The 15,214-nt window shown below is 67.8% G+C and carries 16 protein-coding genes; 11 read left to right on the forward strand and 5 right to left on the reverse strand.

The window, feature by feature from the left end:
* The 6 genes from CAL26_RS04295 (at position 1) to CAL26_RS04320 (ending at position 7,892) form a co-directional block, all read left to right on the forward strand.
* Complete coding sequence (locus CAL26_RS04295) at positions 1-1,200, forward strand: carbon-phosphorus lyase complex subunit PhnI (protein ID WP_094845650.1); 1,200 nt, start codon at positions 1-3, stop codon at positions 1,198-1,200.
* The gene (locus tag CAL26_RS04300; protein ID WP_094845651.1) at positions 1,197-2,114 is read left to right on the forward strand and encodes an alpha-D-ribose 1-methylphosphonate 5-phosphate C-P-lyase PhnJ; all 918 of its coding nucleotides are present in this window, start codon (positions 1,197-1,199) and stop codon (positions 2,112-2,114) included. Before CAL26_RS04295 ends, CAL26_RS04300 begins: the two co-directional genes overlap by 4 nt.
* A complete protein-coding gene (phnK, locus tag CAL26_RS04305) occupies positions 2,114-2,890 on the forward strand; it encodes a phosphonate C-P lyase system protein PhnK (RefSeq protein WP_094846013.1) in 777 nt (258 codons plus the stop codon). The genes CAL26_RS04300 and phnK overlap by 1 nt, the downstream gene beginning before the upstream one ends.
* Before the next feature lie 21 nt (positions 2,891-2,911).
* Positions 2,912-3,625, forward strand: coding sequence for a phosphonate C-P lyase system protein PhnL (gene phnL, locus CAL26_RS04310; protein WP_094845652.1), 714 nt, complete (start codon positions 2,912-2,914; stop codon positions 3,623-3,625).
* Positions 3,626-3,628: 3 nt separating this feature from the next.
* Positions 3,629-4,831, forward strand: coding sequence for an alpha-D-ribose 1-methylphosphonate 5-triphosphate diphosphatase (locus tag CAL26_RS04315; RefSeq protein ID WP_094845653.1), 1,203 nt, complete (start codon positions 3,629-3,631; stop codon positions 4,829-4,831).
* 73 nt (positions 4,832-4,904) lie between these two features.
* Positions 4,905-7,892, forward strand: a complete 2,988-nt coding sequence (locus tag CAL26_RS04320) for a hypothetical protein (RefSeq protein WP_094845654.1) — start codon at positions 4,905-4,907, stop codon at positions 7,890-7,892.
* Between the two features lie 10 nt (positions 7,893-7,902).
* Here the strand turns inward: CAL26_RS04320 and CAL26_RS04325 are convergent, their stop codons facing one another.
* The 3 genes from CAL26_RS04325 to CAL26_RS04335 are packed head-to-tail and all read right to left on the reverse strand — an operon-like array spanning position 7,903 to position 10,273.
* Positions 7,903-8,433, reverse strand: coding sequence for an OmpA family protein (locus CAL26_RS04325; RefSeq protein ID WP_256987960.1), 531 nt, complete (start codon positions 8,431-8,433; stop codon positions 7,903-7,905).
* A 20-nt stretch (positions 8,434-8,453) separates the two neighbouring features.
* A complete protein-coding gene (locus CAL26_RS04330) occupies positions 8,454-9,734 on the reverse strand; it encodes a diguanylate cyclase domain-containing protein (RefSeq protein WP_094845656.1) in 1,281 nt (426 codons plus the stop codon).
* Complete coding sequence (locus CAL26_RS04335) at positions 9,731-10,273, reverse strand: YfiR family protein (protein WP_094845657.1); 543 nt, start codon at positions 10,271-10,273, stop codon at positions 9,731-9,733. Before CAL26_RS04335 ends, CAL26_RS04330 begins: the two co-directional genes overlap by 4 nt.
* Before the next feature lie 191 nt (positions 10,274-10,464).
* Here CAL26_RS04335 and CAL26_RS04340 point away from each other — a divergent pair, with 191 nt between their 5' ends.
* Positions 10,465-10,899 (forward strand): hypothetical protein, encoded by a 435-nt coding sequence (locus CAL26_RS04340; RefSeq protein ID WP_094845658.1) that lies wholly within the window; start codon positions 10,465-10,467, stop codon positions 10,897-10,899.
* Between the two features lie 77 nt (positions 10,900-10,976).
* Here the strand turns inward: CAL26_RS04340 and CAL26_RS04345 are convergent, their stop codons facing one another.
* On the reverse strand, positions 10,977-11,552 hold the full coding sequence (locus tag CAL26_RS04345) for a hypothetical protein (protein ID WP_306437087.1): 576 nt from the start codon (positions 11,550-11,552) through the stop codon (positions 10,977-10,979).
* 130 nt (positions 11,553-11,682) lie between these two features.
* Positions 11,683-12,006, reverse strand: coding sequence for a hypothetical protein (locus CAL26_RS04350; RefSeq protein WP_094845659.1), 324 nt, complete (start codon positions 12,004-12,006; stop codon positions 11,683-11,685).
* A gap of 290 nt (positions 12,007-12,296) precedes the next feature.
* Here CAL26_RS04350 and fba point away from each other — a divergent pair, with 290 nt between their 5' ends.
* From fba to CAL26_RS04365, 4 genes are all read left to right on the forward strand, one after another.
* Entirely contained in the window at positions 12,297-13,361 is a 1,065-nt protein-coding gene (fba, locus tag CAL26_RS04355) for a class II fructose-bisphosphate aldolase (RefSeq protein WP_094845660.1), read from the forward strand.
* Positions 13,362-13,453: 92 nt separating this feature from the next.
* Positions 13,454-14,335 carry a phosphoribosylaminoimidazolesuccinocarboxamide synthase gene (locus CAL26_RS04360; protein WP_094845661.1) on the forward strand — a complete coding sequence of 294 codons (882 nt, stop codon included), beginning with the start codon at positions 13,454-13,456 and terminating at the stop codon, positions 14,333-14,335.
* Positions 14,336-14,470: 135 nt separating this feature from the next.
* Positions 14,471-14,629, forward strand: a complete 159-nt coding sequence (locus tag CAL26_RS28250; RefSeq protein ID WP_179283245.1) for a DUF5993 family protein — start codon at positions 14,471-14,473, stop codon at positions 14,627-14,629.
* A 10-nt stretch (positions 14,630-14,639) separates the two neighbouring features.
* Positions 14,640-15,212: a disulfide bond formation protein B gene (locus tag CAL26_RS04365; protein ID WP_094845662.1), complete on the forward strand. Its 573-nt coding sequence runs from the start codon at positions 14,640-14,642 to the stop codon at positions 15,210-15,212.
* Positions 15,213-15,214: the final 2 nt, after the last annotated feature.

Here is a 15,214-nt window from a genome sequence, read left to right on the forward strand (position 1 = left end):
ATGTATGTAGCCGTGAAGGGTGGCGAACGCGCCATCCTGAATTCGTATCGCATGCTGGACTGCTATCGCCGCGGCGATCCGGCGGTACCGGCGTTGACCTTGGCGCAGATACGCGAGCAGATGCCGCTGGCGGTGTCGCGCGTCATGGCCGAAGGCTCGCTGTACGATCCCCATCTGGCGGCCCTGGCGCTGAAGCAGGCCGCGGGCGACACGATAGAGGCGATCTTCCTGTTGCGCGCCTATCGCACCACGCTGCCGCGCTTCGGCTACACGCAGCCGATGGACACGGCGCGGATGGGCCTGCAGCGGCGCATTTCGGCCACGTTCAAGGATGTGCCGGGCGGCCAGGTGCTGGGCCCTACCTACGACTATACGCAGCGCCTGCTGGACTTCAGCCTCGAAGACGACGCGCCGGCGGAGCCGCTGCCGCCCGCCGACGACCCCGTGGCGGCGGAGATGCCGCGCGTCACCGATCTGCTGCGCCGCGAGTCGCTGATCGAAGGCGAAGCCGTCCCGCCGGGCGACCCGGCGCCTTTCGACCTGACGCGGCAGCCGCTGACCTTTCCCGCCTCGCGTCCGGCGCGCCTGCAGAACCTGGCGCGCGCCGATGAAGGCTATCTGCTGTCCATGGGTTATTCGACGCAACGCGGCTACGGCAACACCCACCCCTTCGCCGCCGAGATCCGCTACGGCACGGTGGAAGTCGAGATGTTCGTCGAGGAACTCGGCTTCGCCGTCACGCTGGGCGAGATCGAGGTGACCGAGTGCCAGATGGTCAGCCAGTTCGCCGGCGACCCGCAGGAAGGGCCGCGCTTCACCCGCGGCTACGGGCTGGTGTTCGGCTACGGCGAACGCAAGGCCATGTCGATGGCGCTGGTCGACCGGGCGCTGCGCGCGAAGGAACTCGGCGAAGCCGGCGATTCCCCGGCCAACGATCACGAGTTCGTGCTGTATCACAGCGACAACGTCGAGGCGTCCGGCTTCGTCCAGCATTTGAAGCTGCCCCATCACGTGGATTTCCAGGCCAACCTGGCGCTGGTGCGGCGCATGCGCGCGGAACTGGCCGCGCAGGCGGCGCAGGCCGACGGACAGGACGCCGCGCGACATGCCGCGCAGGACGCGCGACACCCCGAACAACACGACGCGCCAGGCCTGGCCCCGGCCGCCGGCGCCACCCTGGACGAGGCCATCGCATCATGAGCACCGCCACGCCATCCTTCGCCACCGCCGCGCAGGGCGACATCCCGCGCGATCCGCACTACAACTTCGCCTACCTGGACGAATCGACCAAGCGCATGCTGCGCCGCGCGCTGCTGAAAGCCGTGGCGATTCCTGGCTACCAGGTGCCGTTCGGCAGCCGCGAAATGCCGCTGCCTTACGGCTGGGGCACCGGCGGCATACAGGTGACGGCCGCCATCATCGGGTCCGGCGACGTGCTGAAGGTGATCGACCAGGGCTCGGACGACACCACCAACGCGATCAACATCCGCCGCTTCTTCGCCCGTGTGACCGGTGTGCGCACGACGGAGTCCACGCAGGCGGCATCGATCGTGCAGACGCGCCATCGCATTCCCGAAACGCCGCTGCGCGAAGGACAGATCATGGTGTTCCAGGTGCCGATTCCGGAGCCCCTGCGCTGGCTGGAACCGAGCGAAACCGAAACACGCACCATGCACGCGCTGGCCGAGTACGGCGGCATGCACGTCAAGCTGTACGAAGATATCGCGCAGCATGGCCATATCGCCACGACGTACGACTATCCCGTGGTGGTCAATGAGCGCTACATGATGCGCCCGTCGCCCATTCCCAAGTTCGACAACCCCAAGCTGGATGGCAATCCGGCGCTGATGCTGTTCGGCGCCGGCCGTGAAAAGCGGGTGTATGCGGTGCCGCCCTATACCCGCGTCAAGAGCCTGGATTTCGAGGATCATCCGTTCACCGTGGAAAAGTGGCAGGACTGCTGCGCGCTGTGCGGATCGCACGACAGCTATCTGGACGAGATCATCCTGGACGACAAGGGCAGCCGGCAATTCGTCTGCTCGGACACCGAATACTGCGCGGACCGTCAATCCGCCGGGCATCGCGGCCACGCCGCCGAAGGGAGCGCGGCATGATGGCGACCACCCCCTTGCTCTCCGTGCGAGGCATGACGCACACCTGGGATGGCATCCACGGCTGCCGCGACATCGATTTCGACCTGTACCCCGGCGAAGTGCTGTGCGTGGTGGGCGAATCGGGATCGGGCAAGAGCACCTTGCTGCAGGCGGTGTCGTGCCAGGTGGCGCCGCAGGCCGGCAGCGTGCGCTACGACCTGCGCGAAGAAGGCCCGACCGATCTGGCGACGCTGTCCAGCGCGCGCCTGCGGCTGCTCGCGCGCACCGACTGGGGCTTCGTGCGGCAGAACCCGCGCGACGGGCTGCGCATGCAGGTCAGCGCGGGCGCGAATATCGCCGAACGGCTGATGGCGGTGGGCCAGCGGCACTATGGCGGCCTGCGCGAGGTCGCCGGCAACTGGCTGCACAAGATGGAGATCGACGTGGGGCGCCTGGATGACCGGCCGGCCGCGTTTTCCGGCGGCATGCAGCAGCGGCTGCAGATCGCCCGCAACCTGGTGACGCACCCGCGCATGGTGTTCATGGACGAACCGACCGCGTCGCTGGACGTGTCGGTGCAGGCCCGGCTGCTGGACCTGCTGCGCCAGCTGGTATCCGACCTCGGACTGGCCGCGATCGTGGTCACGCACGACCTGGCGGTGGCGCGCCTGCTGGCGCATCGCACGCTGGTGATGCGCGGCGGCCACGTCGTCGAAAGCGGCCTGACCGACCAGATCCTCGACGACCCGCAGCACCCGTACACGCAGCTGCTCGTATCTTCCATATTGCAGGGCTAGAGGAAGGGATGGATTATTGACATGACCGAAAGACACATCATGATGGAAGCGCGGGGGCTGTCCAAGCTCTTCACGCTGCATAACCAGGGCGGCATCACGCTGCCGGTGCTGCGCGATGTTTCCTTCGACGCCGCGCGCGGCGAGTGCCTGGTGCTGGCCGGGCCTTCCGGTACCGGCAAGAGCACGCTGCTGCGCTGCCTGTACGGCAACTACCTGGCGACCTCGGGCAGCATCCGGGTGCGCGATGGCGAGGACTGGGTGGACCTGACCCGCGCGCCCGAACAGCGCATCCTGCAACTGCGCCGCGACGTGATCGGCTACGTCAGCCAGTTCCTGCGCGCCGTCCCGCGCGTATCGACCCTGGACGTGGTGGCCGAGCCGCTGCGCCACCGTGGCGTGGGCGCCGGCGAAGCCCGTGAACGCGCCGCCGGGCTGCTGGAACGGCTGCGCCTGCCCCGGCGCCTGTGGGACCTGCCGCCCGCCACCTTCTCCGGCGGCGAACAGCAGCGCGTGAATATCGCGCGCGGCTTCATCGCCGGCCATCCATTGCTGCTGCTCGATGAACCGACCGCGTCGCTGGACGCGGGCAATCGCGAAGTCGTCGTCGCCTTGATCCGCGACGCCGTGGCCGAGGGCCGCTGCGTGATCGGCATCTTCCACGACGACGCCGTGCGCGACGCCGTGTCGACGCGCGTCCTCGCCCTGGAACCGGCCGCCGCGGCCCTGCAGGAGTAAGCCATGCCGACGACGCTGCTGACCCATGCCCGCATCGTGCTGGCCGACGACGTACTCGAAAACGCCTCGCTGCTGATCGAGGACGACGTTATCGCCGCGGTGGATCCCGTCAACGCGCGGCCTGACCACGTTGTCGACCTGCGCGGCCATACGCTGGTGCCCGGCCTGGTCGACCTGCACTGCGACGCCATCGAAAAAGAGGCCGAGCCGCGCTCCCGCGTGCTGTTTCCCCTGGAGTTCGCGGTGGCGCAGGTGGACCGCCGCAATGCCGCCGCCGGCATCACCACGCCCTACCACGCGGTGTCTTTCGCCAACCGCGAATGGGGCGTGCGCAACAACGAAACGGCCGCGCAGGTCATCCGCATGGTGCATGCCTTCCGGCAGCACAGCCTGGTGGACAACCGCGTGCACTGCCGCTACGAAGTCACCGATCCCCACGCGGTCCCGGTGTTGACCAGCCTGATGGACGAAGGGGTGGTGCACCTGTTGTCGGTCATGGACCATTCGCCTGGCCAGGGCCAGTTCAAGACGCTGGACGCCTATCTCGAGTACATGATGGGCAACCACGGGATGAGCCGCGAACAGGCCGAGGAAGCCGCGCAGGCCAAGACGGCGGCGCGCGAAGGCGCGGTCGGCCGCGTCGAGCATCTGCTCGAACGCGCCCGCCTGAACGGCATCCCGACCGCCAGCCATGACGACGATTCCGTGCATCGCATCGCGGCGATGCGCGCCCTGGGCGTGGCGATGAGCGAGTTCCCCATCACCCTGGATACCGCCAAGGCGGCCGTGTCGTGCGGGCTGCCGACCATACTGGGCGCGCCGAACGTATTGCGCGGGCAGAGCCAGAGCGGCTCGATGCGCGCCATCGACGCGATACGCGCGGGCGTCGCCAGCTGCCTGTGCTCCGATTACCAGCCGTCCACGCTGATCGCCGCCGCCTTCGTCGCGGCGCGTCAGGCGTCGCTGCCGCTGCCAAGGGCGCTGGCGCTGGTCACGTCGAATCCCGCCGACGCCGCCGGCCTGCGCGATCGCGGGCGCATCCAGGCGGGCCTGCGCGCCGACCTGACCGCGGTGGCCATGGTGGGCGGGCAGCCGCTGGTCAGCCATACCTGGAGCGCCGGCCGGCTGGTTTTCTCGGCGGGCTATCCCCTGCCGAGCCATCACGCCGAGCCCGCCAGCCAGGGCAGCGCGGCGCTGGCGGCCTAGCACGCCCGACGCGGGAGCCGGACCGGAACCATATTCCGCAGCCGCCACATAAGCGGTTTTTGTGGGATGTGGCATGTACGCACAGACGGCAGGCGTGACCGCGCACGCGGCGTCCGGTTTCCGGTCCGAGTTTTTCCTGCCCTTTCGATCGAACCCGGACGCGCCGCCGTCCGACGCGGCGCCCGGGGACACGGGCCTCAGTTATTCGCGGGAGTTGCACGGCTCCAATCGGGCCTTCTGCGCAAGCCCCGTGTTTCCGCGCTATCGCGAAGAAATGCGCGTCCTGTTGGACATCCTGACCGCCTTCGCCGTGGACGACGGCATGCCCGCGGCCACGCGCACAGCGATCGCCGACGGCTTCAACCAGCTGTACCAACGGCGCTTCGACACGCCATACGTGGAGCAATATGCCGAGCTGATCGACGGCCCCGGCAAGCGCACGCTGGAAAGCATTTGCGCGCTGGTCCACGACGACTCCATACCGCTGGCCCTGCGCCGCGCCACGGCCTGCAATCTTTCGACCAGCCTGAGCGTGTGCCAGGGCGGCACGCTGTCCAATCTGTTGCTCGCGCAACGGACGTTGATGACGTCGGCCGGGGGCATGCGCGCCAGGCTTTGGAAGATCAAGGACGAATGCGCGCGCGCCCTGCTGCTGGAAGCGGTGCACGAAAAATTCCACACCCGCAAGGAATACCTTACGGCCGAGTTGCATTACGTGAATTCGGCCTGGAATCACCTGGCAGGCGAGTTCGGCCTGCAGCCGATGAACGATCCCGGCGCCGACGCCTTGCTGGCTGGCGACAGCGCGTTCCTGGACCTGTGCCGCGCGCGGCTGCTGGCGGGGCTCACCCCGGAAAACCTGGCCACCCGGTTGGCGGAAGACTGCCTGGGCGCGTTCGTGGGATCGGCGCCCGAAGGCGCTCGCGGCGCGCCCTACGGCACGGGCATCCCGGCCTGGTTCGACAGCGCCCTGGAAGCCATCCTGCTGGACCTGCGCCTGGGCGCGGACAGGTTGACGCTGCATGCCTTCGTGCAACTGGACGACAGCGGCCAGCGTTACCGGTTGAGAACCGACGCCACGCTGGTCGCCGTGGCGCTGCTGGACGCGATCCATGCGGAAGGGTTGATGGACCACATGCCGCAGTACGGCGGCATGTGGGTGGATCAGGACGGCCAGCGCGCCGCCATGCTGGTGCACGGCGCCCTGGCCTGGCGCGCCACGGCCATGGGCCGGGGGGAGCCGCGCCCCGTCTGGAATGCGGCGGAAAGCGCCGCGGAACTGCTCACCGTGGATGACCTGCGCCGATGGACGCATGCGTACGAGCCGTTCGGCGGCGACGTCCCCGCGATCCTGGTGCGGGCGGCGATCCGGGCTGACGAACCCGAGGCGCTGGCGGCCACGCCGGCGGCCTGGCTGATGGACGCCGACACCGCGCTGCAGTTACTCGCGCGGATGGACGATGAACGGGGCGACGGGCGGGATGATGAGCGGGCAAACCGCTACCTGGAAACGCACGTGTCGCATTTTCTCGCGCGCTTCCCGCGCGACCAGCGGGCGGCTTTCATCGACGGGGCGATGCATCGCGGCCCCGCCGCGGGCTTGCTGGCGTGCAGCTGGTATGCCGACATGTATGCCTTGCTGAGCGAGACCGCCGTCGCCGGCGGTCCGACGCGATTGCAGCGCTGGATGACGCTGCGCAATGCCGCCGCCATCGACGCCGCGCGCGATCTGGCGGACAACGGCTGGGGCGGTGCGACCTGCCCACCCAGGAAAGCCACGCAGCTTGCGGCACTGATGCGCGGAAACAAGCAGACCCCCATCCTCTACGAAGCCATGGCACGCGGCGATGCGGCCGGCATAGGCGCTTGGGGGCAGCTGCTATGTTCGTCCGTGATCCTGCCGAACATCGGGACGATGCTGACGGACCTGCTGGTCGCCGACCGGCAGGGCGGTATTTCCGCGCTGTGCGAGGCGATGCACAAGGACCGCGCCGCATCGGTCGCCGCCTTCGGCGCGATGCTGGCCGATGCGCGGCTGCTGACCGAACTGCCTACGCAACTGCCCACGCTCCTGGCGGGTACCGGATCGCGGTTCCGGCGCACGCCGCACCGCGCGAATGCGCTGATGTACGGCATGGATGGCGGCGCCGTGGCGGCGATCGAGGCCTACGGCGAATTGCTGGTGCATCCGGCGCTGCTGCCGCGGATAGGCAAGGATATCCCCAAGCTGTTCGGCATCAGCGGCAGCCGCGGCACCCGCAGGCGCGGCTCGGCGCGCGGCTATTGCCGGGCTCCTTTATGGTGGGCCATGAACAACGGCCACGCCGGCGCCGTGTGCGCCTTCCAGCGCATACTGACGCAGCCGGCGGTCATGGCATGCATGAAGCCGCATCTGCCTAACGTGCTTGCCGGATGCGATCCGGCGGGCCGCGTCACCGCGCTGCACGCGGCGCTGCGCAAGGACTGCGCGGCGGCGATCGACGCCTACCATGCCTTCCTGGCGCATCCCGACGTCACGCCGCACCTGCGCGCCGCACTGCCTGAACTGCTGCGGGCCGAGGACAGCTGGGGGTCGCCGGGGCTCGCGGTCGCGGCATCCCGGGGAAGCGCGCGCGCCATCGCCGCCTATCACGCGATACTGGTCGACGATGCCATCTGGCCGACTATCCGCGCCAGCCTGCCCGGCCTGTTGAAGGCGCGCCCCTTGGGGGAAGCCAACGGCCTGGCGCAGGCCCTGGGTGCCGGGCATGCGGACGTGCTGAAGGCTTATCACGGCATGCTGGTGGACCGGAAGATCCTGCCGGAAATACCGCATGTGCTGGCTGCGCTGCTGATCAAGCGCGGCGTATCGGGCATGAACGGAATGCCCCTGGCGGTGCGGGGCGGCCATCAGGACGCGATCGATGCCTTTCGCGCAATCCTGGTGGACAGCCGCATCGAACCGCACATCGGCAAGGCGGGCCAGGCGGATCAGTGGCAGGCCTTCCACCTCGGCGGCCGCGCGCCGCGAGGCGGCCTGCTCGACCGGATCGTCTTCTGGCTGCAGAGCTGGATGGTATGAGCGCCGGGCCTTATTCCACGGTGATGACGATGGCGACGCGGCGGTTTTCCGCACGGCCGGCCGCGCTGCCGTTGTCGGCCACCGGCCGGGTCGCGCCCAGCCCGCGCACCTGGATGTTGGCCGCCGGCATGCCGGCGGCCTTGACGACGTCGGCGACGGCCTGGGCGCGCCGCAGCGACAACTGCTGGTTGTAGTCGGCGGCGCCGACATTGTCGGTATGGCCGTCCAGCCGCATGCGGTCCAGGCCGACCCGCAGCAGGTTGCCGGTCAGGCGTTGCAGGTTCTGGCCGGCTTCCGGCTTGATGACGTAGGCGTCGAAGTCGAACAGCACTTTATCGGACAGCCCCAGCTCCCAGCCTTCCTCGGTCTGCTTGAAGCCTTCCTGCTTGAGCACGGCAATCTGCGCCGGGGTCAGCCCCTTGTGCACGGTCTGGCAGCCGGCCAGCACCAGTCCGGCGCAGGCCAGCCACAGGATCCAGCGCAGGCAGGCGCCGATCGTGGCGGGAAAACGGCCAGGGCCGGAAAGACGGATTGCGGACACGGAAGGACTCCTCTGCATGATCAGTTGTAGGCGGTATGGATTTCGCGCGACGGCCGTCCGCGGCGGCCGGCCGTCGACTGGGTGCCGCCGCCGCGCCGTTTCGCGCGGTACATGGCGCTGTCCGCCGCGTCGAACAGGTCGGTGGGATTGCCCGCGTGGTCGGGATAGACGGCGATGCCGATGCTCAGCGAACAGATGATGTCTTCGCCATTGGGAAGGCGGATGGGGGCCCGCATGCCCAGCAGGATGTCGTCGGCGATGCGCTGCGCGTCGCTCAGTTCGCGCAGCGGCGACAGCATGACGGCGAACTCGTCGCCGCCCAGCCGGGCGACCACGTCGCCTTCGCGCAGCTGGCCGCGCACGCGCGCGGCGATATTGATCAGGACGGCGTCGCCGGCCGCATGGCCCATGCCGTCGTTGATTTCCTTGAACCGGTCGCTATCCAGGAACATGATGGCCACGCGCCGGTCCAGCACGGCGGCATCATGGATGGCGCGGTCCAGCTGTTCCTCGAAGTGCGCGCGGTTCGGCAATCCGGTCAGGCTGTCGTGCGCGGCTTTGTGCGCCAGCGACGCGTTTTCATGCAGCCATTGCGTCTGCCACGCTTCCAGCTCATCCAGCAGGGCATTGAAGTCCTCGCCGAGCGCGTGCAGTTCCTGGATGCGCGCGGGCGGCACGCGGCGCGCGAAGGCGCGCTCGTTGCGCACGGCGTGGGCGACCTCGGCCAGCGTACGCAGCGGACGCACGATTTCGCGCGAGGTCCTGCGGGAAAGCCAGCTGGCGATCAGTCCGCTGACGAGCACGCACGCCAGCACGCCGCCCAGTCCTTTCAACAGGAAATCGAACAGATTGGCGCCCCGGCCCACCAGCAGCAGGCGTCCCACCACCTGGCCCTGGTGCGCGATGGGCGTGTAGACGGGCGGCGGATTCACCAGCCGGGCCACTTGTTCCCGTATCCAGACAAAGTTTTCCTGTTTCGGGTGATGCCATTCCGCCAGGATCTCGTTGCCCCCGTCGAAGACGACGGCGGACGACACGTCCTCCTTGGCGGCGATGGTCGCCAGGATTTCCATGGCGGCCTGCCGATCGTGGAAGACGGTGGCCGCTTCCACGGTATATGCGATGGACCGGGCGATCAGCTGCTGGTGGTGATCGCTATAGGTCCGCAACGCGAACAGGCCCATCACCATCACGATGATGCCGGCCAGTCCCACGGCGAACAGGGTCACGGCGATATGCAGTCTGCGCAGCGCCTGGCGCAGGGTGGGGCGGTTGTAGTCGGGGCGCGCGTTCTTCTTCATGGAGATGACCTGCGACGCGAAAGCTGAAGCACGCTGGGGTTGATGCGAACACCGCTGCGCGCCACGGAATCGAGATTGATCTGGAAGCCGACACGGTCGGACTGGATGTCCAGACAGAACATGCCACCGACGGCGCACTCGGCGTCGTCCTCGACGATGCTGACCACGGGATGGCCGACGATGCGCCGCAACAGCCGCTGCCGCGCGTCATTGCCCAGGCCCCCCATATAGACCGCGTCGCAGCCCGCCGCCAGCGCGGGATCGTCCGCGGCCATCCGCCGCGCCTGTACGGCCAGCGAGGGCGGTCGCGCCTGTTCGTCGAACAGGGCGGCCGCGTAGGCCGGCTGGCCCGCGATGCACAGGCGTATCGCTTCAGGCTGCACCGGCCAGCGTGCATAGCCCAGGATCCCCATGACCACCTGGCCCACCATGGCGGCGCGCGCATCCGCGTCGGTCGGCGAGGGGGCGGCGCCCGCGGCCGCATGGAAGACCGCCAGCAGCGCAGGGAACCAGAAGCGCCATGCGAGGCGGCCTATCATGGGAGCGGCAAATGGGAAGAGGATCCGGATAAACCGTGGGAGTGTAGATTAGTTTGGTTATTTTTTGTCAATAGCCGTCAGATGCATTAAGCCTTCGGCCCGATCCGGCAAAGAACGCCGATGGCGCCCCCACCGTCATGCGCCACGCGTTACCATGGCGACCGGACTTAAATTCCGGTGGAGGATCCAAGATGGCGCTCCTGAAATTCAACCAGGATCCCGAAGAGCCAGAACTCTGGGCGGTGGAAAACGTCATGTATGCGGTGGATCGTCCCCCCATACACGTGATGGTGCAGACCGATGGCGAAACGCCGTCGCGCGAGTGCCAGAAGGTACTGCTTGCCCTGCTGGACGGCTTGAGCGACAAGGTCCTGGAGGCCGCGGAGCTGCTGCTCGAGCAGTATTCGCGTGACGAATGCGAAAAGATGGGGATCGACCTGGCGCGGCTGCCGCGCCAGGACACGCCCGAGGCCATGGCGGAGGTCGCCGTGCTGCGGGCGCTATGGGTGTTCGACGAAAGCGGCGAGGACTACGAACTGTGGTTCACGGTGCCGTGGGACCAGGAACACACCTACGACGTCGAGTTCGAAGGCGGCGAAGCCGTCGCGTGTACGGTCAACGAATAGCCCCCAACGGGCACATAGCAGGCGGGCAGACGGCAGGCGGGCAGACGGCAGGCCGCCTGCGGCGCGACTGGCCCGCCTTACTCCGCGGGGCCGTATTGCGTGGCGCCGGCCGCCGACGTTCCGGCCGCCGACGCGTCCGTTGACCCGCCCGTTGACCCGGCGTCTTCTTCCCCATGGCGCCGGGTGCGGTCCCGCAGGTACTCCACCGGGGTATTGGGGTTCACCTGCGTGACCCGGTCCCGCTGGATCCGGGAAGAGACGAAACCCACTTTCTTGGTGGCGGCGCCCTGCAGCAGGACCGACAGGATCGCGCCCTTGTCCTGGATCCATTGCGTCTTGCCGCGCAACAGCCTGACGGCGTCCTCGGCCGGTCCCAGCTTGAAGGTGGCGCCGCTGATGGTGGTCGTCTTGCGCCCGGCGAAGTCGGCTTCCGTCAGGGTGGTCATCGACACCGCATCCAGATTGCTGCTCATGCTGTCGATGCGGTAGACGAAGTTGATCTGCGTATGCGGATCCTGGATCACGATGAATTTTTCCGAGCCGGAAAAATCGCCCAGTTGGCCGACGATGACCGATTCGACCCATTGATTGCCCCGTTTTTCCTCGGTGTACAGAAAAACCGTCGGCGGAGCGGATGTGAAATTCTGCGTCATGGCGTAAGAAAAGGGCCGGCCCCCATGGGCCGGCGGCGCGGTGGTCCCGGCGCGAACGCGCGGGAGTTTACCCGGGATCGCGCCGGCATGGACGCCCGGCGCCTGCGCGGCGCGGGATTCCGCCCGCGGGTCATTGGCCTTGCGCGCGGCGCTGGTTCAGCTGGTCCAGGCAAACGCCCACGGCCTGGCGCATCTTTTCCGCCGACGTGGCTTCGCGGTCGGCGTCGTTGCGGCATTGGGTATACAGGCGCAGGCTTCCCGGCGTGTCGCGCACCGGCGGCGGCGGGGGCACGGCGGGCCCCTGGGGCGTCACCGTCATGCGCAGCGTGGAAGGGGGCGACAGGCTGCCGTCATGGCCGGGAAACTGCATTTCCTGCTGGGTCTGGGCCGAGGCCGCGCCGGCGGCGGCCCACATCAGGGCGATTGCGGTCGCGGATATCGCGCGTGATTTCATGCTGTCCTCTGAGGGTGCGCCGGCGTGCGCCGGACGGGTGGGCGGGCGAGCCGCTTCGCAAGGGGCTTGCCCGAGCTTAACAGGCGTAAGACACGGCGGCCGGCGGGTGGTTCACGCCCTGAAACAGGTCCCGGACAGGCGGGCCGGGTAATGCCCGGAAACAATCGCGCGCCCGGGCTAGTGCCTACGTCCCAAGAACTTTCCGTGCAGCCCCGCTAAAATCGCCCGGTTCGGCTCGCTCGCCGCGAAAAATTCAACATTACTCAATCATTGCCTACCAGGAGGACCTCATGGCCCTAGTTTCCATGCGCCAGCTGCTCGATCACGCCGCCGAGAACGGCTACGGCATCCCGGCGTTCAACGTCAACAACCTCGAGCAGGTCCAGGCCATCATGGAGGCCGCCGCCGAAACCGACAGCCCGGTGATCATGCAGGCGTCGGCCGGCGCCCGTAAGTATGCCGGCGAAGGTTTCCTGAAATACCTGATCCAGGCGGCCGTCGAGTCCTACCCGCACATCCCCGTGGTCATGCACCAGGACCACGGCCAGTCGCCCAAGATCTGCCAGGGCGCCATCGACCTGGGCTTTTCCAGCGTGATGATGGACGGCTCGCTGAAGGAAGACGGGAAGACCGTCGCCGATTACGACTACAACGTCGAAGTCACCCGCAAAGTCGTCGAAATGGCCCATAAAGTCGGCGTTACGGTGGAAGGCGAGCTGGGCTGCCTGGGCTCGCTGGAAACCATGATGGGCGACAAGGAAGACGGTCACGGCGCCGAAGGCACCATGACGCGCGAGCAACTGCTGACCGATCCGGAACAGGCCGCCGACTTCGTCCGCAAGACGCAGCTGGACGCCCTGGCCATCGCCATCGGCACCAGCCACGGCGCCTACAAGTTCACCCGCAAGCCCACCGGCGACATCCTGTCCATTTCCCGCATCAAGGAAATCCACCGCCGCCTGCCCAACACCCACCTGGTGATGCACGGCAGCTCCAGCGTGCCGCAGGACCTGCTGGCGGAAATCCGTGAATTCGGCGGCGACATGAAGGAAACCTACGGCGTGCCGGTCGAGGAAATCCAGGAAGCCATCAAGTACGGCGTGCGCAAGGTCAATATCGACACCGATATCCGCCTGGCCATGACGGGCGCGATCCGCCGCTTCTTCGCCGAGAATCCTTCCAAGTTCGACCCGCGCGAATACCTGAAGCCGGCGCGCGCCGCGGCCAAGGCGATCTGTGTGCAGCGCTACACGGAATTCGGCACGGCCGGCAACGCCAGCAAGATCAAGGCGATGCCGCTGCAGGAAATGGCCCAGCAGTACGCCGGGGGCAAGCTGTCCCAGGTCGTGCAGTAAACTGCGCGCATCCGTCGGCATTCATTTTCTTCGGACATTCCCGCCGGACCGCGCGTCCCGCGGGAATGTTTCATTTCCGCCATAGGCCTCCCGTGACTTCAGCCCTGCATCAATCCAGTATCCGGTCCCTGCCCCTGCTCGGGCGCGGCAAGGTACGCGACATGTACGCCGTCGGCGACGACAAGCTGCTCATCGTCGCGACGGATCGTATTTCCGCCTTCGACGTCATCCTCGACGATCCCATCCCCGGCAAGGGCCAGGTGCTGACGGCGCTGACCGAGTTCTGGCTGTCCAGGCTGGCGCACGTCATCCCCAACCACTCCACCGGCGTCGCGCCGGAAGACGTGGTGGCGCCCGACGAAATCGAGCAGGTCAGGGGCAGGGCGGTGGTCGTCAAGCGGCTCAAGCCCATCCTGGTGGAGGCGGTGGCGCGCGGTTACCTGATCGGGTCCGGCTGGAAGGACTACCAGGCCACCGGCGCGGTGTGCGGCATCGCGCTGCCCGCCGGCCTGCGGCAGGCGGAAAAGCTGCCGCAGCCTATTTTCACGCCGGCCGCCAAGGCGGAGTTCGGCACCCATGACGAGAACGTCGATTTCGAGCACGTGGTGCGCGAGGTCGGACAGCCGCTGGCCGAACGCATCCGCGAGGTGACGCTGGCCCTATACGCGGAAGCATCCGCCTTCGCCACGACCAAGGGCATCATCATCGCCGATACCAAGTTCGAATTCGGCCTGGACGACGACGGCGCGCTGCACCTGATGGACGAAGTGCTGACGCCGGATTCCTCGCGGTTCTGGCCGGCCGACAGCTATGCCGTGGGCATCAGCCCGCCTTCTTTCGACAAGCAGTTCGTGCGCGACTGGCTGGAAACGCAGCCCTGGGACAAGACCCCGCCCGCGCCGCGGCTGCCCGCCGACGTCATCCGCAAGACGGCGGAGAAGTACCGCGAGGCGCTGGACCGGCTGACAGCCTAGGCGGCCCCGCCTGATCGCCGGGCCGCGGGGCCGCCGGCCTGCTCCGCCGTAGTCGTCTTTCCGCCAAGGATCATATATAGTGCCGCGCAGCCGCGCCCCGGGTGGGGTGTCGGCGCAGCAAGGAGTGGCGCTGAAATGATCATGATGCTGCCGTTCGTACTCGGCATGCTGGCGGTTTGGTTTGGCATCCGGGGCAGGCGATCCGCCTGCTTCGCCTTATGGATCGTGACCCTGCTGGTCTTCGCCGCCTGGGCGAACCACCATATGACCGACCCGCTGCGGCTGTCGCTCTAGGAACACGGCCATGCAATTCGCCTCCCGGGCCTCGCATCCCGCCTCGACCCTGTTGAACGCGCTGGCCTTGCTGGCGATCACGGGCTCGCTGATCCTGGCCTTCGCCTGGCAGATCGTCTTCAACGAATTGCCCTGCCCGCTGTGCCTGCTGCAGCGCCTGGCCCTCGTGATGGCGGGCGCGGGCCTGCTGTTGAATCTGCGTTTCGGCGCATCGCCGGCGCATTACGCCATGGTCCTCGCCGCCGCGCTGGCCGGCGCGGTGGTGGCGGCACGGCAGATGATGCTGCATCAGGCGCCGGGGGACCCGGGCTACGGGTCGACGCTGCTCGGCATACATTTCTACACCTGGGCGCTGGTGGCCTTCGTCGCGCTGATCGCCTATTGCGCGGTGATGCTGGCGCTGGACCGCCGGTCGGGCGACAACAGCCATCCGCGGCGCGCCGGCATCGTGGCGGGCGCCATCATGTGGCTGTTTTTCGTGGCCGTCGTGGCGCATGCCGCCGGCACGACGCTGGAATGCGGCCTGGGGCCTTGCCCGGATAATCCCACGGCCTACCAGTGGCTTCCGGCGTTCGGCGGCTGACT

The sequence above is a fragment of the Bordetella genomosp. 9 genome, assembly GCF_002261425.1.
Classification (GTDB): Bacteria; Pseudomonadota; Gammaproteobacteria; order Burkholderiales; family Burkholderiaceae_B; genus Bordetella_C.